This window comes from Mycobacterium sp. 852002-51613_SCH5001154, from assembly GCF_001667425.1.
Lineage (GTDB): Bacteria > Actinomycetota > Actinomycetes > Mycobacteriales > Mycobacteriaceae > Mycobacterium.
Window position 1 is genome coordinate 42,779 of the sequence record NZ_LZII01000054.1, and the last position, 22,171, is coordinate 64,949.

Consider the following 22,171-nt stretch of genomic DNA (forward strand, 5'->3'; position numbering starts at 1 on the left):
ATCGGTCCGCAAAGGGGATGAATCCGCGTTCCCCCAATTGGGGGACAAGACGGATGGTCAGTCCTGCGGGCCATTGGTCGGTGACAGCAACTGCTCGGCCGCCGAGTAGGGGTTTTGGTCGCCGTCGACGACCGTTTCGGCCAGCCGGTCGAGATCCGGCCGGCTCCGCAGCCGGGTTTGCGCCAGCGACAGGATCTGCGCGCGGGCGCGGGCCAGTCGACGGGCACGACTGTCGGCGCGGTGGTGGGCCTCGATGGCGGCCATCAACTCCGCGATGCCTTCGCCGCGAGCGGCGATGAGGCTGACGATCGGGGCATCAGTCTCCTCCCGCAGGTCCCGAACGGTCCGTTCGGCACCTTCGCGGTCGGCCTTGTTGACCACCACGATGTCGGCGACTTCGAGCACCCCCGCCTTCGCCGCCTGAATCGCGTCGCCCGCACCGGGATTGAGGATGACGACGGTGGGATCGGCGACTGCGGCTATCTCGATCTCGGATTGCCCCACCCCCACGGTCTCCAGCAAGACCACGTGGTAACCGATCGCCCCCAGCAGCCGGATGGCTGCGGGGACGGCGGCAGCCAGCCCCCCGACATGACCGCGGGTCGCCACCGACCTGATCAACACGTCGGAGTCGTTGATATGCGCGGCCATTCGTATCCGGTCACCCAACAGCGCACCACCGCTGAACGGCGACGACGGGTCCACCGCCAACACCGCCACCCGGTCCCCCCGCTCGCGGTAGGCGCCGACCAGGGCGGCGATCGTCGTGGACTTGCCCGCGCCCGGCGGCCCGGTGAGGCCGATTACGCTCACCGATGAGGGCTCGATAGCGGCCAGCACCTCGTCGCGGCGCTCGCCCTCGACGAGAGACAGTAGCCGACCCACCGCGCGCGGAGATCCGTTGCGCGCGCCGGCGAGCAAGTCGGCGATCTCCATTTAGGGAGCTGGGACCTCGATGACGGTGGCAGACCCCATGCCGCCGCCCGCACACATGGCCGCGACCGCGATTCCGCCGCCACGACTGCGCAATTCGTGGATCAGCGTGACGAGCATCCTCGCTCCCGTCGCCGCCACCGGGTGGCCCAGCGAGCATCCGCTGCCGCTGACGTTGACCTTGTCCGGGTCGAGGTCGAGCAGCTTGACGGTGGCCACGCACATTGCGGCGAAGGCCTCGTTGATCTCGAACAGGTCCACATCCGAGAGCGAGAGGCCGGCGCGGGCAAGAGCTTTCGGGATGGCTTCCACCGGCGCCAAACCGGTGATCGCCGGGTCCACCCCGACGGATGCCCAGGACCGAACCGTGGCCAGCGCCGGTAGCCCAAGCTCGTCGCTCGCGATCGTCAGCGCCGCCGCGCCGTCGTTGGCGCCGCAGGCATTGCCGGCGGTGATGGAAAAGCCCTCAATCTCGGGATGCAGCGGCTTGAGGGCGGCCAGCTTTTCCATGGTGGTGTCGCGGCGCGGGTGTTCGTCGACGGCGAACAGTCCGTGCGGCGTTTCGATCGGGACGATCTCTTGTTTGAAGCGGCCCTCGTCGATCGCGGCGATGGCGTTGCGGTGCGAACGCAGCGCCCACGCGTCCATCTCCTCGCGGCTCACACCGGCTTTGACCGCGGCGTTCCAGCCGACCGTGATCGACATGTCGAGGTTCGGCGCCTCGGGACTGTCTGGATGGGTCGGGGGAAACCAGTCGACCCATTCGCCGTCCACCTGCATCCGGGATCGTGGGGACGTGGAGGCGGAGTTCACACCACCGGCGATGACGAGCTGATCCATCCCGGCACGCACGCTTGCCGCCGCACTCTGCACCGCCGCCTGTCCGGCCGCGCAGTGGCGATTGTTCGCCAGACCGGGCACCTGGGTCAGGCCGGCGGTGATGGCCGCATGCCGTGCGATCACGCCGCCGCCGTAGAGTCCCTCCCCCAGGATCACGTCGTCAACCTGTGCCGGGTCCAGGTCCTTCACCGCTTCGGAGACCACGTGGTGCGCCAGGTCGAAGGCGCTGGTGTCGCGCAGCGTGCCCTTCCGGGCGGTGCCGATGGGAGTGCGCAGGGCGGACACGATGACGGCTTCGGGCACGGTCTTCTCCACTTCGGCGAGCGCGACGCGAGTGCTCGAGAGCCCCCGCAGCTATGAGAACAATATTCTCTCATTGCGAGAGTCAGCGTTGCAAGGAGCGGCGAACTGGCGAGCAGACGGAAGATCGCATGAACCGGGTCGTAGGCTGCGATTTGCGTCTGCTCGCCAACCAGGAGGCATCGTCGGCAATGGAGGGAACGATCGCGGTCCCGGGCGGCACCGTGTGGTTCAAGCGGGTCGGTGCCGGAGCGGGCCTTCCCCTGCTGGTGGTGCACGGCGGTCCCGGCCTGCCCCACACCTATCTGCGTTCACTGGAGCGGTTGGCTGACGAGCGCGAAGTCATCTACTGGGATCAGCTCGGGTGCGGCAAGTCCGAGCGCCCGTCGAACCGCGAACTGTGGACCATGCAACGGTCGGTGGCCGAAATGGATGCCGTCGTAGCGGGCCTCGGCCTCAACCGCTTCCACATCTTCGGCAACTCGTGGGGCGGGATGTTGGCTCAGCAGTACGCCCTCGACGTGCCGTCGCGGGCGGTCAGCCTCACCATTTCGAACAGCATCGCGTCCATACCGCAGTTCTCGGAGATGGTGGCGCGGTTGAAATCGGAGCTCGATCCGGCAACGCAATCCGCCATCGAACGTCATGAAGCCGCGGGGACCACGTACACCGCCGAATACCAGGACGCCATCCGCACCTGGAACGAAACCTACCTGTGCCGCGTGCGCCCCTGGCCGCCAGAGCTTTTGGAAGCCTTCGCCAAGATGGGCACCGACATCTTCGAGACGATGTTCGGCCCCAGTGATTTTCACATCGTCGGAACAATCAAGGAATGGGACGTGTTCGACCGATTGGCCGAAATCACATTGCCCACGCTCATCCTCGCGGGCAGGTTCGACGAATGCGTGCCCGAACACATGTGGGACATCCACCAGCGCATCGCCGGCTCACGGTTCGTGTTTTTTGAAAAGAGCGCTCACATGCCCTTCATTGAGGAACCGGCCAAGTTCGACTCCGTGGTGCGTGACTTCCTGCGGCAACACGATTCGTCGCGCGCGTGACCGCGATCAGTTCTTGCCGGCCGCCAGCTTGGTGACGATCGACCGGAAGTCTTCGGTGAGGAACGACTGGCTCTCAGCGGACAGCGCATAGTCGAGGCTGGCCAGGACCGCCCGCTCCAGATGGATATTGAGGACCCGCTTGGTGCTTTCGACCGCTTGCTGGGGCAGCTCGAGAATCTTTTTGGCGCAGGCGATCGCGTCCGCGACGGGGTCGGCCGCCACGTGGTTGGCCAGCCCGAGCTCGACGGCACGCTGCGCGCTGATGCGGGTGCCCGTCAACGCGAACTCCTTGGCGAGCAGCAGGCTGATGTGCAGCGGCCAGGTCAGCGGGCCGCCGTCGGCGGCCACCAGCCCCACTTGAACGTGTGGATCGGCGAGGTAGGCCTCTTCGGCGATGTAGACGATGTCGCTCAGCGCCACCAGGCTGCAGCCCAGCCCGACGGCCGGGCCGTTGACCGCGGCCACCACGGGAATTCGGCAGCGTGCCATGCCCAAAACGATCTCGCGTCCGTCCCGGATGGTCTTGGCGCGCAGGTCGGCGTCGGTCGACAGCTCCTTGAGATACGAGAAATCACCGCCGGCCGAAAAAGCCCTGCCGGCCCCGGTGATCACCGCCGCGCGAGCCGCGGGGTCGTCGGTCAATCGCTGCCACAGTCGCGCAAGGCCGACATGCAAATTGTCGTTGACCGAGTTGAGGGAATCCGGCCGGTTCAAGGTGATGATCCGCAGCGGGCCGTCGGCTTGGACGTCGATTTCGGCAGGCATGTCGTACATGTCAGACTCCCAATCCCAAGATGCGTGAAGCGATGATGTTCTTTTGTATCTGCGATGTCCCGCCCATTACGCTCTGCGCGCGGCTGTACAGATAGGCGCTGAGCAGGTCCGCATCGCGGGTGCCGGTGACCGCCAGCGCGGCGTGTCCGACAGATTGCTCGACCCAGGTCATCAGCAGCTTGTCGAGCGACCCTTCGGGTCCGTGCGAAACCCCGTCGAGCTGCTCGGACAACCGCCGCCGGACATGATGGGTCAGCATCTCCGACTGGACCGCGGCCCACGAGAGCTCCTCGGGAACCGGACCACCAGAACTCCCGTTGCGGGCGTAAAGGCTTCGCACCAATTTGCCGTATCGGGCCGCGTAACCGAGAGTGGACGGCTCGCGCTCATGCCCGACGACGGTCATGGCGACCGCCCAGCCATCGCCGGGCGCGCCGACCATCCGGTCGGCCGGTACCTTGGCACCGTCGAAGAACACCTGACCGAATTCGTTGGTCACCCCGTTGATCATGCGCAGCGGGCGCTGTTGCACGCCAGGTTGTTTCATCTCCAGTACGAAGGCCGACAGGCCACGGTGGCGTTTGGCCTCTGGGTCGGTGCGGGCCAGCAGAAGGCACCAGTCCGCGACATCGGAGTAGCTGGTCCAGATCTTGTGTCCGTTCACCACATAGGTGTCGCCCTCGAGACGGGCGGTGGTGGTGAGCGAGGCCAGATCGGAACCGGCGCCGGGCTCACTGAAGCCTTGGCACCAGCGCTCGGTGCCGTTGATGATGCCGGGCAGGAACCGCTGCCGCACTTCGTCGTTCGCGTGGCGGCCGATCCCATAGATCAAGTAGCCGACGCTTGGCCGAGGCGGGGCCCCGGCTCGAGCGAGTTCCTCGTCGACGATGACGTCGTACACGGGCGGCAACTCCTGCCCGCCGTATTCGCGGGGAAACGACAACCCGAAGAAGCCCTCTCGGTACAAGGCCTGGTGCCATTCGGCCTGCCGGGCCCAGTACTCGTCGCCGGATCCGGAGAACCCCGTGGCGTACACGGAAAGCCAGGACCTGAGCCGCTCCCGGAAGGCGGCTTCGTCTGGCGAGTCACGAAAGTCCAAGATCGATCTCCTTCAACGCGACGGGCCACAGCTCGGTCGATGTCAGGGCGCGGCGCAGGTAGACGTGCACCAGGCAGTCCCAGGTGTTGCCGATGCCACCGTGCACCTGAATGGCCGTCTCACAGACGGTTCTCGCGGCACGGGCGCAGTAGACCTTCGCCACCTGGGCGGCGCGGATGGCTTCCGGGGTCGGCAGCTCGTCGACCGCCCACGCGGCGTGCCGCGATACGCTGATCGAACCTTCAATCAGCGCAAGGCTTTCGGCGAGCAGGTGGGCGATCGCCTGATAGGACCCGATCTGCTTGCCGTATTGCTCCCGGATTTTTGCGTAGTCACACGCGACCGCATGGGCGCCCCGCGCGATGCCCACCAGGTCCGCCGTCGTGGTGACGAGCGCGAGCGCTCGCCATTGCCCCGCCACGTCGGAAGAGACTTCGCCCAGTGTCGCCGCCGTTTGCGCGATTGTGGCATCGGCCCGGGTCAAATCCGCGCCGTCGGTCACGTCGCGCACATCGGCGGCGAGGACCCGCCCGTCCGAGAGGCTCAGGGCCCGCTGGGCGCCGCGCGCGTCGACGGCGCGATCGTCAACCGCGATCGTCGCGCCGGCGCTATCGGCGCCGACGCGGCGGGAGAGGTCGTCGGCGAGCACCGGGCCGAGAAACGGTGTGTCGACCAGCCGGCGTCCGAATTCCTCGGCGACAATGGCGACTTCGACACCCGACGCGCCGTCGGAGCGCAGCGACCTCCAGCCGGTCCCAGCGAGTTGCCTGTCCAGACGCGCAATCCGGCCCTGGTCGTCGAGGTCTTGGACCGCCGAGGGACCAAGGTCGTCGGCCAGCTTGGCGGCCGCGTCGCGCAATTGCTGTTGTTCAGCTGTCAGACGTACATCCATAGCGCTCCTTTAGGACTCGGCGCAATACCTTGCCCGATGGCAGGCGCGGAATGTCGGGCACGAACACGACCCGGCTCAGGTGTTTGTAGGAAGCCAGCCGCTGATCGACCCGGGCCGTGAGCTCGCCGGCGTCGACGGGTGCGCATGTCGCGACCGCGGCGACGACCGCTTCCCCGTTGATCCCGTCGGGTACACCGAACACCGCGCAGTCTTTGACGGCCGGATGACCGTGCAGCACCGTCTCGATTTCGGCGGGCGCAACCTGAAAGCCGCGCACCTTGATCATTTCCTTGAGGCGGTCGGTGATTCGCAGCCAGCCTCCGGTGTCGATCCACCCGATGTCGCCGGTCCGGTACCAGCCATCTCGAATCACCTCGGCGGTCGCTTCGGCCGGGAGGTAGCCGGCCATCAGCGACGACGACCGGGCCTGGATCTCACCGATCTCTCCGGGACAGACCGGCTCACCGGTCTCCAGCGAGACCACCCGCAGGTCGACACCCGGTACTGGACGGCCGACAGCGTCCAACCGGGCGCCCTCGATCGGATTGCAGGCGATTACAGGCAGTTCCGTGGTCCCGTACGCCGGCACCCAGCCGACGCCGGTGCGCCGGGTCACGGTCTCCGCGATGTCGGCACTGACCGGCGTCGCCCCCCACATGATGTAGCGCAGTGAGGACAGGTCGTAGGACTCGAGCCTGGGATGCGAGGCGATGGCCAGCGCGATGGGCGCGACCGCCATTTCGACTGTGATGCGGTCGCTTTCGATGTGATGCAGCATCCGGTCGATGTCGAACCGGCTATGCAGCCGCACGCAGGCACCCGTGCGCAGCGCCGTGACGATGTTGAGCAGCCCGAGGATGTGCGAAGGCGGCGTGGCGATTTGAATCCGGTCGCGCGGCGTCAGCCGCAGCGCTTCGCGCCAGTGCCGCACGGCCTCTTCCAGCGCGGCGTGGGTGTGCCGGACCGCCTTGGGCAGCCCCGTGGTGCCGGAGCTGAACACCAGCACCGCGTCGGATCGAGGCGGTGGCGGGCCGACGATCGGTTCCCCCGGCCCGGTCGGTTCGTCGAGGTGCAGCATCGGCATGGCGCCGGCCAGTACGGGATGGTCCCCGACGGCGTGGGCGGGATTGGTCAGGGCGAGCGCGTGGTCGACCTCGTCACGCTTCCATGCCGGGCTGATCAGCACCGCCGTTGCGGCCAGCCGCCAGATTCCAAGCAAAGCGGCGACGAATTCCGGGCGGTTGGACGCCATCAGCGCGACCCGCTGACCGGCTGAGACACCCTTTCTTGCCAGGGTCGCGGCCCAGCCGTCGGCCAGCGCGTCGAGCTGGGGCAGGCTCAGTCGCCGCTCCTCGAACACGACCGCGGCCGGCTCGGTCACGTCCTGTCCTTCCTGACAGGCCGGGCCGACCTGACATCCGCGCAAACTTGAGAAGATCCTATCGCTCTGTGAGAATAGTATTCTCTACAGTGAAGAATGCAAGTACGGGAGGGGGCGGTTGCAGTGACAGTCGCCCGAAGCATCGAGGAGACCCCACGGGTGACAAATCCGTCAAACGGCTCCGGGGCGGGCACGGTGACCATCCTCATGGACCGGAAGAAGGTCTCAGTGCCGCTGGTTCCCGGCGAAACGCTTTTGCAGAGCGCGCGGCGGGCCGGACTGGAACCGCCGTTCAGTTGCGAGGCGGGCAACTGCGGCACGTGCATGGCCAAGCTCGAAGAAGGCCATGCCACCATGCGGGTCAACGACGCTCTCGAAGAAGACGAGGTTGCCGAGGGCTACATTTTGACGTGCCAGGGCGTGCCGGACACCGACTCGGTAACGGTGCGTTACGAGTAGCAACCCGAAGAGAGGTGGCGGCGATGGCCAAGGGAATCATGTACGTCGAAAGTCGGCCCAGTTCGCCCGATCGCGAACAGGAGTACAACACCTGGTACGACGAAGTACACATACCCGAACTGCTGGCGCTCGACGGAATCGTCGCGGCTCGCCGGCTGCGCCCGATTGACGGGCAGGGTCCCTACGTCGCCATCTACGAACTCGAAGGCGACGATCTGCAGGCCATCTTGGACAACATGATCGCCAACGCCGGCCAGCTGCACATGTCCGATGCGTTGCTGTTGGATCCCGCGCCCATCCCCCGACTGCTCGAAACGACCAGCGAACAGAGCCGCTGAGCCTGATGAATGTCGATGACCTGATCCTGGTGAGCATTGACGACCACGTCGTCGAGCCGCCGGACATGTTCCTGCGCCACGTGCCCGCGAAATACAAGGCAGAGGCCCCGATCGTCGTGGTCGACGACAAGGGCGTCGACCAGTGGATGTACCAGGGCAGGCCGCAGGGTGTGAGCGGGCTCAACGCCGTGGTGTCGTGGCCGCCTGACGAATGGGGCCGCGACCCGGCCGGTTTCGCCGAAATGCGCCCGGGCGTCTACGACGTCCATGAACGCGTCCGGGATATGAACCGCAACGGCATCCTGGCCTCGATGTGCTTCCCCACCTTCACCGGCTTCTCCGCGCGCCACCTCAACATGCACCGCGAGGAGGCGACCCTGGTGATGGTCTCGGCATACAACGACTGGCACATCGACGAGTGGGCCGGCTCCTACCCGGATCGATTCATTCCCATCGCCATCCTGCCGACGTGGAACCCGGAGGCGATGTGCGCCGAAATCCGCCGGGTGGCGGCCAAGGGCTGCCGGGCGGTGACCATGCCGGAACTGCCGCACCTGGAAGGACTTCCGAGCTATCACGACGAGTACTGGGGACCGGTGTTCCGCACCCTGTCCGAGCAGAACGTGGTGATGTGCCTGCACATCGGCACCGGATTCGGGGCTATCAGCATGGCCCCCGACGCACCGATCGACAACCTGATCATCCTGGCCACCCAGGTCTCGGCGATGTGCGCGCAGGACCTGCTCTGGGGACCCGCCATGCGCAAGTATCCCGACCTGAGGTTCGCGTTCTCCGAGGGCGGCATTGGCTGGATCCCCTTCTATCTGGACCGCAGCGACCGCCACTACACCAATCAGAAATGGCTGCGCCGCGACTTCGGGGACAAGCTGCCCAGCGAGGTCTTCCGCGAACACTCGCTGGCCTGCTATGTCACCGACAAGACGTCGTTGAAGCTGCGTCACGAGATCGGCATCGACATCATCGCCTGGGAATGCGACTACCCGCACTCGGACTGCTTCTGGCCGGACGCGCCCGAGCAGGTGCTGGCCGAGCTCAATGCCGCCGGTGCCGACGACAACGACATCAACAAGATCACCTGGGGCAACGCCTGCCGGTTCTTCAGCTGGGATCCGTTCGCGCGAACCCCCCGCGACAGGGCGACCGTGAAATCCTTGCGCGCCAATGCTGTTGACGTGGACGTGTCGATCCGGTCGCGCGCCGAATGGGCCCGGCGCTACCAGGAGAAGCAGCTCGCCGAGCTGCCGTAGCAGGGCGGCTACCCACGCGCAGGTGACGCCGAGTGTGCGGCTCGCTTCACATTCGGCGCCGAGTGTGCGGCTAGCTTCACACTCGCGCGGTGGCGGCCCACCGCGTCGCTCACTTACCGAAGTAATGGCCGGCGTCGAGGTCCTCGATCAACCCGGCGTGCTCGGGGTGCCAGTCGAGCACCTTCTGCGTCAGCGCATTCGACGTCGGGTTGTCCAAGGCGGCGAAAAGCGCGAGGAATCCGAAGTGGCCGGCTTCTTCGGCCGGAATGCTCACCGCGGGCACCCCCAGATGACGGCCGATCACGGCGGCGATGTCGCGGAGCGGCACCCCCTCATCGGCCACCCCGTGCAAACGAGTTCCCGCTGGCGCGTTTTCGAGAGCCAGCCGGTAGAGGTGCGCGGCATCGAGCGTGTGCACCGCGGGCCAGCGGTTGGCGCCGTCACCGATGTAGCCCGACACCCCGGTGCTGCGGGCGGTGTCGATCAGGTGGTTGGTGAAGCCGTGATGATCCAGGTTGCTGTGCACCAGCGGGGATAGGCGAACGACCGACGATCGCACACCGCGTTCCGCGAGCGCGATCACGGCGTTCTCCGAGTCGGCCCGCGGTCCGCCGGGCACGGTGTCCTGTTCGGTTCGGAGTCCGCCCTGCCCCAAGAGCGAGAGCAGGAGCGTCCCCGACGTGCTGACAAACGGCCGGTCAGACCCCACGAGTTCGTCGCCTATCGCTTCCACGGCGCGCAGATCCGTCTCGGCCGCGGCCACGAAGTCGTCGAAATCATGCCTAAAGGCGAGGTGGATCACACCGTCGGACTTAGCAGCGGCGGCCCGCAGGCCGTCGCGGTCGTCGAGGTCGCCCCGGTGCACGCCGGCGCCCTTGGCCACAAGTGGCGCGGCGGACTCGTCGGAGCGGGCCAGCCCGGTGACGTGATGCCCGGCCTCCAAGAGTTCGTCGACGACTGCCGAACCGATGTGTCCGGTCGCGCCCGTCACAAAGACATGCATGGATGGTCCCTTCGCTTGCGTTGACTTTCGCGGTATCCAGTCAACGGCCACACCGGGCCGGGCGTCCAAGACCTATTCCGGATGACGCGATACCAAATAGGTATCACCGCACCTCAACCGGTACACCATTGGGCGGAGCGGGCTTCTTTACGGATACACTGTCGGCATGACCGAGTCCGCATCTCAGGTGATCGACCTGGACCTGCGACTGGTCGGTTACTTCGTGGTGGTGGCCGAACAGCGGCACTTCGGCCGTGCCGCAACCGCGCTGCGAATCGCGCAGCCGTCGCTGAGCCGGCAGATCCGCCGCCTCGAGCAGCAGCTCGGAGTCCGACTGCTCGATCGCACGCCGCAGGGCACTGGGCTCACGGGGGCCGGCGAGGTGTTCCTGCCCAGGGCCAAGGCGCTGCTGCGCTCGGCCGCGCAAGCGGTCGCGCAGGCCCGGGCCGCCGCCGAACCGAGCCGCATCACGATCGGGTACACGACGGGCATGATCGTCACCCCCGCGGTGCGCGAGATGCGCCGCGAGCACCCGGACGCCGAAGTGCAAGTCTTGCACCTGAATTGGGGCGAGGCCCTGGACGCCTTGCTCGGCCATCGGGTGGATGCGGTGGTAACCCGGCTACCGTTCCCGACCGATGGGCTGCACGTGACGATCCTCTACGACGAGCCACGAGCGCTGGCGCTATCCGTCGACCACCGCCTTGCGGGCCGGGACTTCGTGACACTCGACGACATCGCCGACGAGCCCATGCCGCGCGTGCGCAACTCCGACCCGGCCTGGAGTGCTTATTGGCGGATCGATCCTCGGCCCGGCGGCCGCCGGGCGCCCGATGGACCATTCATCGACGCGCTCGAGGACAAGTTCGAAGTCATCGCCTCCGGGCAGGCGGTGGCCATCACGGCCGGCTTCCACGGCACCGCCCTGCGGCCCGACATCACAACGGTGCCGCTGCGAGGCATCGAACCCTGCCATGTCGTTTTGGCGACTCGTGCCGGCGACCGCAGCCGGTTGGTTACGGCCTTCCGCAAGCTCGCTGAGGCGCATCTCACCGGCCCGGTCAAGGCGTAGTCGCTGCCGGCATGCTCCGCAGCGGCCTACCCGCTCAGCTCAGGCGGTGGCCGGTACTCGGGCTGGTAACCAGAAACGTTGATCGGACTCCCGACGAGGCGGAAATCGCCGGCAGTCACAACGATTTCGGGGGTCGCTTCCAGCGCCTCAGGCAGCGTCCTCACCGCAGCCGCGGGAACCCCCAACGGACGCAGCCTACGTTCCCAATCAGCGGCGGTGTCGGTCGCCAGCATCGCCGTGACCACCGCGAGCACCTCGTCGCGGCGGGACACCCGTTCGGCCATCGTCTCGAAGCCGCCGATACCCGCCTCGGTCGCGAATGATTTCCAGAAGCCGTCGTGCGTGATGAACAGTGCGAGATAGCCGTCGGCGGTCGGGAAGAGTTGCGCCGGAACATAATACGAATGGGCACCGTAGGGCCTTCGCTGCGGTTCGACAGCCTCGTTGAGGTAGGCGGAGGCGTGATAGTTGAGCTGCGACAGCATGACGTCGCGCAGCGAGACGTCCACTTGCCCGCCGGTGCCGGAGACGATTTTGGCCAACAGTCCCAGCGCTGCACACATTCCGGTGGAGTTGTCGGCCGAGGAGTAGCCGGGCAGCGTCGGCGGGCCATCCGGGTCACCGGTCAGTGCGGCGATCCCGAAGCCCGCCTGCACCACGTAGTCGAAGGCGGGATCGTCGCCGCCGTGCAGGCCGAACCCGGTGATCGCTACGCAGACGATCCGCTCGTTGTGCCGGCGCAGCTGCTCATAGGTCAAGCCCAGCCGGCGGATCGCCGACGGCTTCAGGTTCACCAGCAGCGCATGGGATTCCGCTACCAGCTCACCCAGCCGTTGCTGTCCCGTGTCGGAGTTGAGGTCCAGGCAGATGCTGGCTTTATTGCGGTTGAGGCTGGCGAAGTAGCTGGGCCCTACGCCGCGCGAGATCTCCCCGCCGCGCGGCTCGATCTTGGTGACATCGGCGCCCAGGTCGGCGAGCAACATGGTCGCGTACGGGCCTGCCAGCATGGTGCCGACCTCGAGGATGCGTATCCCCTCAAGCGGTCCGGCGGACGTCGGGGTCAACGCAATTCCGTTGCGAGCGAAGCGATCATCTCGCGTGTCCGCCTCTTGGAGGCGACCAGCTCGTCACGGTTGTCGCCGATTGGCAGCAGCCGCACTGAAAGGTCGGTGACGCCGGCATCGGCGAAACGGCGCATCCGGGCAACGATTGCCTCCGGATCGCCGGCCGCACACAGATCGCCGACATCGCGGGCGTCGCCGCGCATCAGCAGGCGCTGGTAGTTGGGCGACACCTCGGCCTCGCCCAAGATGCGGTTGGCGCGCTCCTTGGCTTCGTCGACTTGTCCAGGCGCACAGAGACATACCGGGATGCCCGCGACGATTCGCGGCGCGGGCCGCCCGGCATCCGCGGCGGCCTTGGTGATCTTGGGTGCGATGTGGTCACCGATGGCCCGCTCGTCGGCCATCCACAACACGGTGCCGTCGGCGAGTTCACCGGCGATCTGCAGCATCACCGGCCCCAACGCAGCGACCAGAACCGGCATCGGGGTATCGGCCCCGATCGCCAGTGGATTGTGCACCGTGAACGAATCGTTCTCGACGTCAACCGGTCCCGGTCCGGAGACCGCGGCGTTGAGCACCTGCAGGTAGTCGCGGGTGTAGGCGGCCGGCTTCTCATACTGCAGTCCGAGCATGTCCCGGATGATCCAGTGGTGCGACGGTCCGACTCCCAGCGCCAACCGTCCGCCGGCCACGGCGTGCGTCGAGAGCGCTTGGCGGGCAAGTGCGATCGGATGCTGAGCCTGCAGGGGCACCACCGCGGTGCCCAGCTCGATGCGCGAGCTGTGCGCGGCCATCAGCGACACCATGGTCAGGCAGTCGAAGTCGTTGGGCACCTGCGGCATCCAGGCGGTGTCCAGGCCCGCGGATTCCGCCCATTCGATGTCCGAGGCCAGCTTGTCCACCTTGCGGGCCATGTCGCCACGCTCGGCGCCGATCATTACTCCGACGCGCACTGGTCCTCCACAACGGGTTCGGGGGTGCCGGTCAATGCCCGGATCTCACGCACGAGGACGTCGAGCGATGTCCCGGTGGGGAATACCGCGGCGGCACCGGTGTCGAGCAGCTTGGGCACGTCGGCGTGCGGGATCGTTCCCCCGACCACGACAGCGATGTCCGCGGCGTCGGCGGCACGCAGTGCCTCGATGGTGCGGGCGGTGAGCGCCAGGTGCGCACCGGACAGGATGCTCAGGCCGACGACCGCCACGTCCTCCTGGACGGCGATCGAAGCGATGTCCTCGATGCGCTGCCGGATGCCGGTGTAGATCACCTCGAAGCCGGCATCACGCAGCGTGCGGGCGACGATCTTGGCGCCGCGGTCGTGTCCGTCCAGGCCCGGCTTGGCGACCAGAATCCGGGCGGCCACTAGAACACCACCGGTTGCTGGAATTCGCCCCACACTGCCTTGAGCGCGGAGACCATTTCACCGACCGTGCAGTATGCGTTGGCGCAGTCGATCAGCCTGTGCATCAGATTGTCGTCTCCTTCGGCGGAACGCGATAGTGCCGCGAGACTGGATTTGACAGCGGCCGAATCCCTTTCGGCCTTCACCTTGGAGAGTCGCTTGAGCTGAAGATCGCGGCCCTCGGCGTCCAGTTCGTACGTCACGACATCCGGTTCGGGCTCCTCGGTCACGAACCGGTTGACCCCGACGACGGGCCGGGCACCGGACTCGATGTCCTGATGCACCCGATAGGCCTCGTCGGCGATCAGGCCCTGCAGGTAGCCGTCCTCGATGGCATGGACCATTCCGCCGTGCCGCTCCAGGTCATCCATGATCTCGATGATGCGGGCCTCGGTGGCGTCGGTCAGCGCCTCGACAAAGTAGGAGCCGCCGAGCGGGTCGGCGACGCTGGCCACGCCGGTCTCGTGCGCCAGGATCTGCTGGGTGCGCAGCGCCAGTGTCGTGGTTTCCTCGGTGGGCAGGGCGAACGGCTCGTCCCAGGCCGCGGTGAACATCGACTGGACCCCGCCCAGCACCGCGGCCATCGCCTCGTAGGCCACCCGAACGATGTTGTTGTGGGCCTGCGGCGCGTACAGCGATGCGCCACCACAGACGCAGCCGAAGCGGAACATCGCCGCCTTGGCCGTCGTCGCCCCGTAACGTTCCTGCACGATGGTTGCCCAACGCCGCCGCCCCGCACGGTATTTGGCGATCTCTTCGAAGAAGTCCCCATGGGTGTAGAAGAAGAACGAGATCTGCGGTGCGAACTGGTCGATGGTCATCCGGCCGCGTTCCACCACGGTGTCGCAGTAGGTCACCCCGTCGGCCAGGGTGAACGCCATCTCTTGCACCGCGTTGGCTCCAGCGTCGCGAAAGTGCGCGCCCGCCACCGAAATCGCGTTGAATCGCGGCACCTCGGCCGCGCAGAACTCGATGGTGTCGGCAATCAGCCGCAGCGACGGCTCCGGCGGCCAAATCCACGTGCCGCGGGACGCGTACTCCTTGAGGATGTCGTTCTGGATGGTCCCGGTGAGTTTCGCCCGCGGTATGCCTTTTTTCTCGGCCGCGGCGACGTAGAACGCCAGCAGGATCGCCGCCGTCCCGTTGATCGTCATGCTCGTGCTGAGCTTGTCCAAGGGAATGCCGTCGAACAGGATCTCGAAGTCGGCCAGGGTATCCACCGCGACGCCGACCCGGCCGACCTCCTCGCCGAACTCGGGATCGTCGGAGTCATATCCGCATTGGGTCGGCAGGTCCAGCGCGACCGACAACCCGGTCCCGCCTTGCTCCAGCAGGTAGCGGTACCGGCGGTTGGATTCCTCGGCGGTGCCGAATCCCGAGTACTGCCTGAAGGTCCAGAGCTTGCCGCGGTAGCCGGACGCGAAGTTACCCCGGGTGAACGGGAACTCCCCGGGCGCCGCGGGTGACGCCTTGACGTCCCCCGGGCCGTACACCGGCGCAAGCGGAATGCCGGATGGTGTCTGAGCAGCGTTATCCATCGATGAATAACGTACTTGCAAAAAAAGAGAATGCCAATACCACATACTTGAGCTGGGGAAACAAGCGCAGCTTGGCGGTGCTCCGGACCCGATCGGGCTTTGATCCGGCCTATCGCCGGCAGAGAATCTCACCGTGGGGGATCGACAGCCAGCCATCCGGCGCCGCGGCCCATGCGCGCCACGCCGCGGAGATCTCCTCGAGTTGCGCCGCCGTGGCCAGCCCCAGATCCAGCAGGTCTCGCGCGACCCGCGAGTGCAGTATCCGATCGGCCCACATGCCGCCCCACCATTCACGCGTCGCCGGCGTCGCGTAGCACCACACGCTGCCCGTCGGCGTCACGTCGTCGAAGCCCGCCTGCTGGGCCCAGGACAGCAACCGCCGCCCCGCATCGGGTTCGCCGCGGTTCGCACGAGCGGCCCGCTGATACAACTCGCGCCACAGCTCCAGCGCCGGCAACTGCGGGAACCAGATGAATCCCGCGTAGTCGGCGTCCCGGGCCGCCACAACGCCGCCGGGGGCGCACACCCGTTTCATCTCCCGCAGCGCCCCTACCGGATCGGCGACGTGTTGCAGCACCTGGTGTGCGTGCACGATGTCGAATGCGCCGTCCGGAAAGTCGAGCCGGTGCACGTCGGCGGTCGCGAACGACACGTTCGAAAAGCCACGCTGCTGGACCTCGGTGCGGGCGACGCCAAGCACGTCGGCCGACTGGTCGACGGCCGTCACCTGTCCCGGCGCGACGCGGGCGGCCAGGTCAGCGGTGATCGTCCCGGGCCCGCATCCGATATCCAGCACCGACAAGCCGGACTTCAGGTGGGGCAGCAGGTAGGCCGCCGAGTCCTCCGCGGTGCGCCGCTGGTGACTGCGGAGCACCGACTCGTGGTGCCCGTGCGTGTAGGTGGGCCCGCGTTCGTGCGTCATGCCCGAAGCGTAAGCCGATGATCCATATTATGGAATTTGTATCTCACTATATGAGATTCAATCCTCTGGCACGTTGAGGATCGGGCGGTCGACCGCGGCACCGGGGCCATCGAAATGCCACCACTCCCCGGAGTACGGGGCGAGCCCGCCGTACTTCATGGCGTCCCGCAGGGCCGCCCGGTTCGCCTGGGCGTCGGTGCTGACCCCCTGGGTTGCGAAAGCGTTTGCGCGCGAAGAGAAATCATCGAAGTCGGTGCCCATGTCGGCCAAGCAGAGCCCGTCCGCGTGCAGGCCGGACGCGCACGGCTGCTGCGTCGTCGTCAACGTCACGTCCACTGAGCGCCCCGACTCATGGCTGTGCGCATACTGCCCGGGCCGGGCGACCCACGCCGGGTTGGGCACGACGTTGAACATCTTGACCTGAACGTCGTGGGGCCGGTAGCAGTCCCAAAACACGAGCAGGTGCCCCTGCGGGCGCAGCGCCGTGGCGGCCGCCGCCAGCCCGGGGGCCATCGTTTGGTGCACCAGGCATCGGGAGTCGGAGGGGTACAGCTGTGTGTGGGTGAAGTTGTTGGTCGTCGCGTAGCGCAGGTCGATGACGGCGTCGGGGACCACGCTGCGGACGTCGACGAATCCAGCCGCGCGCGCCGCATCGCTTACCGGCGGGACATCGGGACTCGCCTGGGCGGTCCCCATCCCGCAGACCGCGACCGCTAGCGCAAGGGCGGGGCGCAAGTGACGCATCCGGTCATTGTGGCGGTTGGCCGCGCCGAGTCGCGTTATCTGTTAGGAGATGTCGCCCTCGACGTAGCGTTGCAGGTTCGGCGCCATCGCCGCCACCACCTCGTCCTCGGGCATCGAGGCGATCGGCTCCATCTTCCAGACGTAACGCAACAATGCGAAGCCGATCAGTTGAGTGGCGATCAAGCCACTGCGCCGCAGTCGTTCGTCCTCGTCGGCGCCCAGGGTGGAACCGCCGATCAGTCCGCGTTCGACGATCAGCCGCAGCTTGTCTCGGGTCTTGTCTTCATGGGCGGCGGTCAGCACCACCGCCCGCAGGATCGGCCCGACTTCGTCATCGGTCCAGGTGTCCAGCACGGTGCGGATCAATTGCCGTCCCAGATCGGCCGTGGGCGTCGCCCACGTCGCGGCCACCGCATCGAGCCACTTCTGCGGCGGCGTGGTGGCGGCGTCGAGCAGGCCCTCCTTGGATCCGTAATAGTGATAGATCAGCGCCGGGTCGACGTCCGCGGTCCGCGCGACGGCACGAATGGCCGTGCCGGCCCAGCCATGTTCGGCGAATTCGTCGCGGGCAGCGGCCAGAATGCGCGCCGCAAGCACGCCGCGCTCGTCGCGCGGGCCGGGGGTGATCGATCGCTGCGGCACCGCCCCACCATACCCGAAGTTTCATCTTGCGTTGAGACTAGTTTCAACGTATCGTGAAACTATGACCATTCTCAACGGCCCGCAGACCACCGGTCGGGAATACCGGAACCTCAGCGAGCCGCGATACGCGTCGCGCACCGACATCAATACCGCGATCAGAATGCGGGACGGCGCAACGCTTTTGGCCGACGTGCACCGGCCCGATGCCGACGGCCGGTTCCCGGCGCTGTTGGCCGCCTCGCCATATCCGCGGCAGATGCAGGACCTCGGCGCCCCGGCGGGTTTCATCGAGGCCGGCAAGACGGACTTCTGGGTGCCACGCGGCTATGTGCATGTCATCGCCAACCTCCGCGGCACCTGCGGCTCCGAGGGCACGTTCAACTTCTTCGACGCGCAGGAACGCCAGGATGTGCATGACCTGGTGGAGTGGGTTGCGGCGCAGCCGTGGTGCGACGGAAACGTCGGCATGATCGGCATCAGTTATTTCGCGATGACCCAACTCGAGGCGGCCGTCGAGCGGCCGCCGCACCTCAAAGCGATCTTTCCCCTTGCCGTGACGAGCGACCTGTACGAGGGCGCCAACCACCACGGGCTGTTGAGTTCGTCGTTCATCACCCCGTTTCTCGCCATGATGGGCCTGACGTCCGACCGCAGCGACAAGCTGTGGCGCAGCAAGCCTGTCGGGTTGGCGCGGCGCGTCCTCAACAGTCCGGGCGTACACAAGAAGTTCGAGACCATGAACGGCGAGGCGGCGGTCACCATGCTGCGCCAACTGCTCAGGCTGCCCCACAACCCCCACCCGTGGGACGAACTATGGCAGGAGGCGGCGGTCAAGCACCCGACGCGCGACGAGTGGTGGGAAGAACGAAACCTGCTGCCACTGCTCAAGGAAATCGACATCCCGGTCTACTTGGGGTGCGACTGGCAGAACGTGCCGCTGCACCTGCCGTCGACCTTCGCCGCCTGGAACGCGTTGTCGGACAACGGGTGTGTGCGAATGGGGATGCTCGGTGAGTTCGGGCTGACCTGGCCATGGGAAAGCATGCACACCGAGGCATTGGCCTGGTATGACCACTGGTTGAAGGGCCGCGACACCGGGATCACCGACGGGCCGCCGATCCGCTACTTCTTGCCAGGCGCCGACGAGTGGCGAACGGCCGACTCCTGGCCGCCGAACGCATTGCATCGTGAGCTGGCCCTGCGTGCCGACGGCGGTCTGGATGCGGACGAGGGCGAGCCGGGAGGTCGCGAATTCATGGTGCTGGGGTCAGGTCTGGGCCGCGTCAAAGCCAGCGAGATCGATCCGCCGTCGCTGTTGGTGTGGACCAGCGAGCCGCTGAGCCAGGACGTCGATGTGGTCGGTGATATCGAGCTGCGGCTGGTGGCCTCGGCGACGGCGATGGACACCGCGTGGATCGCGACGCTGCAGGACGTGGCGCCCGACGGGAAGACGACCGACGTGACCGCGGGCTGGTTGCGCGCCAGCCTGCGGGAGGTCGACGACGCGTCCAGCCGGCCCGGTGCGCCGGTGCTGCCCTGCCGCACGCCGCAAGCGGTGCCGCCGGGAGAGGATATCGAGTATCGAATCCCGTTGGTTCCCAACGCACGCCGCTTCAAGGCGGACCACCGCATTCGGCTGACGCTCACCAGCGACGACCAGGACCCGTCGACGCCGGCGATCATGAATTTCCGGCATGCCAGCGTCGGCACCTCCAGCCTGAACACCGTGCGCTCGTCGTCGCGGTTGTTGATTCCGGTGCTCAGCCCACCGGCGTGAACTCGACGTTCAACTCGGTAAGCCTGCCCAGCAGCAAGGTGGGCTCGTAGCGGTACCGGCGACAGCCCGCCTGGCCGTGGCTACGAGTGGTTTTCGTCAAAACCGACAAGGTTTTCACCGAGTAGGAGACGGCATCAGCTGCTTCGCCAAATACGGCGCCGTTCGGCTGTGTTTCGTACGTGCAACCTCATTCGGCGTGCCCGCCGCGACAACCTGTCCACCGTCGCTGCCGGCTCCAGGCCCTAGGTCGATCACCCAGTCCGCACCCTCGACCATCCGCATGTCATGTTCGGCCACCACCACGGTATTGCCCGCATCGACCAGGCGGTGCAGTTGACGATCGAGCAGATCCACATCTGCGGGATGAAGCCCGGTCGTCGGCTCGTCGAGGACGTAGAGGGTATGCCCTCGGCGCGGTCGCTGGAGTTCGGAGGCGAGCTTAATCCGCTGCGCCTCGCCACCTGATAGCTCAGTCGCGGGCTGTCCGAGACGGAGATACCCCAGTCCGACGTCTCGCAACGTAGTCAAGCTCCGCGCCGCCTTCGTCACGTCGGCAAGAAAGCCCGAGGCCTCGTCGACGGTCATCGCGAGCACGTCGGCGATCGTGCGATCGCGGTACCGCACCTCGAGTGTCTCGTCCGAGTAACGCGCTCCTTGACACGCCGGGCAGGTGGCGTATGTGCCCGGCAGAAACAACAATTCGACGGAGACGAACCCCTCCCCCTGACAGGTGGGACACCGCCCTTCGGGCACATTGAACGAAAACCGGGCCGCTGTCCAACCGCGCCGACGAGCCTTGGCAGTCGCGGCGAATTCGTGGCGCACGGCGTCGAACAAGCCGGTGTAGGTCGCCAGCGTCGAGCGCGGAGTGCGTCCGATCGGGCGCTGGTCGACAGATACCAGCCGATTGATCTCCTCGACACCTTCTGCCGTCACGCCGACGCTCGCGTCGTGATCGAGATCGACGATCTCGGTGTCGGTTTCGTCGTTACCAGATTCGCCCGGCTCGGCTGCGCGTCCGGTGCCGAGGTGGCTGTTCACGACGTCGCCGAGGACCTTGACGACGAGCGTCGACTTGCCTGAGCCGGACACTCCGGTGACCGCGGTGTACACGCCAAGTGGCAGGTCAACGTCGAGGTCTCGCAGATTGTGGAAGCAGATCCCGCGCAGTCGCAACTGCCCGGACCGCGTCCGCGGTTCACGGGGCGGCGGCCTGGCCCCATCGAAGAGGTACCTGCGAGTGACCGATCCCTCGATGTCGGCGAGACCCGGCACCGGCCCGCTGTAGAGCACACTGCCGCCAAACTCCCCGGCCCCGGGTCCGACATCGACGACCCAATCGGCACGGCGTACCACATTCATGTCGTGCTCGACCACGAATAGCGAATTGCCGGCGCGCCGTAGGCGATCGAGCACCTCGAGCAGCGGTTCGGCGTCCGCTGGGTGCAGCCCGGCCGACGGCTCGTCGAGCACGTAAAGCACGCCGAACAACCCGGCGCGCAGTTGGGTGGCCAGCCGCAACCGTTGCAATTCGCCCGGTGACACTGTCGGGGTGCGGCGACTAAGCGTGAGGTAGCCGAGGCCGAGGTCGACGAGTACCTGAAGGCGTGCGACCAGATCGGCGGCGATCATCGTCGCCACTTCTGTCAACTCGCCCGATTCCGTTGACTCGTACGCGGGGGCGGCATCGGTCCGAGAAGCCGTCGGGCGCAACGTGTCAGCAAGATCGGCCAGCGGCATTGCCGCGTAGTCGGCGATGGTGTGCCCGGCGAATGTTACCTTCAGCGCTTCCGGTCGCAGCCCGGAACCGTCGCATACCGGGCATTCGACGGTGTCGACGAATTGCAGTACGCGACGGCGCATCATCGGGCTATGGGAATTGGCCAACGTGTGGCGGACGTGGCGCTCGGCACTGGAGAACGTCCCGTTGTAGTAATAGTCGGCCTGCACCGGGTGCTGGCGCGGGTCAATTTCGACCGTTGGCTGCTCATCGGTGAACAGAATCCAATTGCGTTGACGCTTGGGCAGTTTCCGCCATGGCTTATCGATGTCGTACCCCAACGTGATGAGGATGTCACGTAAGTTCTGGCCCTGCCACGCGCCCGGCCATGCGGCGACGGCGCCTTCACGGATGGTCAGCGACGGGTCAGGTACAAGTGACTCCTCCGTCACCCGATGAATTCGCCCCAATCCGTGGCATTCGGGACACGCCCCCACCGCGGTGTTCGGGGAGAACGCATCGGAGTCCAGTCGTTCAGTGGCCCCCGGAGGGTAGGTTCCGGCGCGCGAGAACAACATCCTCAGCAGGTTCGACAGGGTGGTGACGGTGCCGACCGTCGACCGCGACGTTGCCGAACCGCGGCGCTGCTGCAATGCGACGGCGGGCGGTAGGCCCGTGATGTCATCCACCTTGGGCGCGCCGGCTGGCAGCAGCAACCGACGGGCGTACGGGGCGACGGATTCGAAGTAGCGACGCTGGGCCTCGGCATAGATGGTCCCGAACGCCAATGACGATTTGCCGGATCCGGAGATCCCGGTGAACGCGACCAGCGCGTCGCGGGGCGCTACGACGTCGACACCACGCAGATTGTGGACCCGCGTCCCGTAAACGCGCACACATGAGTCGATTTCATCAGTGCGCAGGTCGGATTTCACTGTCATC

General features: G+C 66.6%; 21 protein-coding genes. 6 read left to right on the forward strand and 15 right to left on the reverse strand.

Annotation, left to right across the window (positions count from 1 at the left end; translation table 11 throughout):
* Window positions 1–57 precede the first annotated feature (57 nt).
* Window positions 58–936 carry a methylmalonyl Co-A mutase-associated GTPase MeaB gene (gene meaB / locus A5750_RS14285; RefSeq protein WP_067263612.1) on the reverse strand — a complete coding sequence of 293 codons (879 nt, stop codon included), beginning with the start codon at window positions 934–936 and terminating at the stop codon, window positions 58–60.
* Complete coding sequence (locus A5750_RS14290) at window positions 937–2,076, reverse strand: thiolase family protein (protein ID WP_067263757.1); 1,140 nt, start codon at window positions 2,074–2,076, stop codon at window positions 937–939.
* 188 nt (window positions 2,077–2,264) lie between these two features.
* Here A5750_RS14290 and A5750_RS14295 point away from each other — a divergent pair, with 188 nt between their 5' ends.
* Window positions 2,265–3,134, forward strand: a complete 870-nt coding sequence (locus A5750_RS14295) for a proline iminopeptidase-family hydrolase (RefSeq protein WP_067263760.1) — start codon at window positions 2,265–2,267, stop codon at window positions 3,132–3,134.
* A 6-nt stretch (window positions 3,135–3,140) separates the two neighbouring features.
* On the opposite strand, the gene A5750_RS14300 is transcribed toward A5750_RS14295, so the two are convergent.
* The 4 genes from A5750_RS14300 to A5750_RS14315 are packed head-to-tail and all read right to left on the reverse strand — an operon-like array spanning window position 3,141 to window position 7,280.
* Entirely contained in the window at window positions 3,141–3,908 is a 768-nt protein-coding gene (locus tag A5750_RS14300) for an enoyl-CoA hydratase/isomerase family protein (RefSeq protein ID WP_066957975.1), read from the reverse strand.
* A 1-nt stretch (window position 3,909) separates the two neighbouring features.
* Window positions 3,910–5,007, reverse strand: coding sequence for an acyl-CoA dehydrogenase family protein (locus A5750_RS14305; protein ID WP_067263615.1), 1,098 nt, complete (start codon window positions 5,005–5,007; stop codon window positions 3,910–3,912).
* Entirely contained in the window at window positions 4,994–5,899 is a 906-nt protein-coding gene (locus A5750_RS14310; RefSeq protein WP_067263619.1) for an acyl-CoA dehydrogenase family protein, read from the reverse strand. Before A5750_RS14310 ends, A5750_RS14305 begins: the two co-directional genes overlap by 14 nt.
* A complete protein-coding gene (locus tag A5750_RS14315; protein WP_067263622.1) occupies window positions 5,877–7,280 on the reverse strand; it encodes a class I adenylate-forming enzyme family protein in 1,404 nt (467 codons plus the stop codon). Before A5750_RS14315 ends, A5750_RS14310 begins: the two co-directional genes overlap by 23 nt.
* Window positions 7,281–7,403: 123 nt before the next feature.
* Here A5750_RS14315 and A5750_RS14320 point away from each other — a divergent pair, with 123 nt between their 5' ends.
* Genes A5750_RS14320 through A5750_RS14330 form a run of 3 tightly spaced genes read left to right on the forward strand, consistent with a single transcriptional unit; the run spans window position 7,404 to window position 9,345 of the window.
* Window positions 7,404–7,739: a 2Fe-2S iron-sulfur cluster-binding protein gene (locus tag A5750_RS14320; RefSeq protein WP_067263625.1), complete on the forward strand. Its 336-nt coding sequence runs from the start codon at window positions 7,404–7,406 to the stop codon at window positions 7,737–7,739.
* 23 nt (window positions 7,740–7,762) lie between these two features.
* Complete coding sequence (locus tag A5750_RS14325; protein ID WP_067203144.1) at window positions 7,763–8,077, forward strand: DUF4286 family protein; 315 nt, start codon at window positions 7,763–7,765, stop codon at window positions 8,075–8,077.
* Window positions 8,078–8,082: 5 nt separating this feature from the next.
* Window positions 8,083–9,345 carry an amidohydrolase family protein gene (locus A5750_RS14330; RefSeq protein ID WP_067263627.1) on the forward strand — a complete coding sequence of 421 codons (1,263 nt, stop codon included), beginning with the start codon at window positions 8,083–8,085 and terminating at the stop codon, window positions 9,343–9,345.
* Window positions 9,346–9,454: 109 nt separating this feature from the next.
* Here A5750_RS14330 and A5750_RS14335 read toward each other — a convergent pair whose 3' ends face one another.
* Window positions 9,455–10,348 carry an SDR family oxidoreductase gene (locus A5750_RS14335; protein ID WP_067263630.1) on the reverse strand — a complete coding sequence of 298 codons (894 nt, stop codon included), beginning with the start codon at window positions 10,346–10,348 and terminating at the stop codon, window positions 9,455–9,457.
* 166 nt (window positions 10,349–10,514) lie between these two features.
* On the opposite strand from A5750_RS14335, the gene A5750_RS14340 reads away from it, so the two are divergent.
* Window positions 10,515–11,420: a LysR family transcriptional regulator gene (locus tag A5750_RS14340; protein ID WP_067263633.1), complete on the forward strand. Its 906-nt coding sequence runs from the start codon at window positions 10,515–10,517 to the stop codon at window positions 11,418–11,420.
* Window positions 11,421–11,446: 26 nt separating this feature from the next.
* Here A5750_RS14340 and A5750_RS14345 read toward each other — a convergent pair whose 3' ends face one another.
* The 7 genes from A5750_RS14345 to A5750_RS14375 form a co-directional block, all read right to left on the reverse strand.
* A complete protein-coding gene (locus A5750_RS14345; RefSeq protein WP_067263637.1) occupies window positions 11,447–12,484 on the reverse strand; it encodes a CaiB/BaiF CoA-transferase family protein in 1,038 nt (345 codons plus the stop codon).
* Complete coding sequence (locus A5750_RS14350; RefSeq protein ID WP_067263640.1) at window positions 12,481–13,437, reverse strand: LLM class F420-dependent oxidoreductase; 957 nt, start codon at window positions 13,435–13,437, stop codon at window positions 12,481–12,483. Before A5750_RS14350 ends, A5750_RS14345 begins: the two co-directional genes overlap by 4 nt.
* Window positions 13,422–13,847 (reverse strand): cobalamin-dependent protein, encoded by a 426-nt coding sequence (locus A5750_RS14355; protein WP_066957957.1) that lies wholly within the window; start codon window positions 13,845–13,847, stop codon window positions 13,422–13,424. The genes A5750_RS14350 and A5750_RS14355 overlap by 16 nt, the downstream gene beginning before the upstream one ends.
* Entirely contained in the window at window positions 13,847–15,424 is a 1,578-nt protein-coding gene (locus tag A5750_RS14360) for a methylmalonyl-CoA mutase family protein (protein ID WP_066957956.1), read from the reverse strand. The genes A5750_RS14355 and A5750_RS14360 overlap by 1 nt, the downstream gene beginning before the upstream one ends.
* 109 nt (window positions 15,425–15,533) lie before the next feature.
* Window positions 15,534–16,346, reverse strand: coding sequence for a class I SAM-dependent methyltransferase (locus A5750_RS14365; protein ID WP_067263643.1), 813 nt, complete (start codon window positions 16,344–16,346; stop codon window positions 15,534–15,536).
* Between the two features lie 57 nt (window positions 16,347–16,403).
* Window positions 16,404–17,042: a M15 family metallopeptidase gene (locus A5750_RS14370; RefSeq protein WP_231989204.1), complete on the reverse strand. Its 639-nt coding sequence runs from the start codon at window positions 17,040–17,042 to the stop codon at window positions 16,404–16,406.
* 90 nt (window positions 17,043–17,132) lie between these two features.
* A complete protein-coding gene (locus tag A5750_RS14375) occupies window positions 17,133–17,732 on the reverse strand; it encodes a TetR family transcriptional regulator (protein WP_067263648.1) in 600 nt (199 codons plus the stop codon).
* Window positions 17,733–17,793: 61 nt separating this feature from the next.
* Here A5750_RS14375 and A5750_RS14380 point away from each other — a divergent pair, with 61 nt between their 5' ends.
* Window positions 17,794–19,509, forward strand: a complete 1,716-nt coding sequence (locus A5750_RS14380) for a CocE/NonD family hydrolase (RefSeq protein WP_067263656.1) — start codon at window positions 17,794–17,796, stop codon at window positions 19,507–19,509.
* A 114-nt stretch (window positions 19,510–19,623) separates the two neighbouring features.
* On the opposite strand, the gene A5750_RS14385 is transcribed toward A5750_RS14380, so the two are convergent.
* The gene (locus A5750_RS14385) at window positions 19,624–22,170 is read right to left on the reverse strand and encodes an excinuclease ABC subunit UvrA (RefSeq protein ID WP_067263660.1); all 2,547 of its coding nucleotides are present in this window, start codon (window positions 22,168–22,170) and stop codon (window positions 19,624–19,626) included.
* Between the last annotated feature and the right edge of the window lies 1 nt (window position 22,171).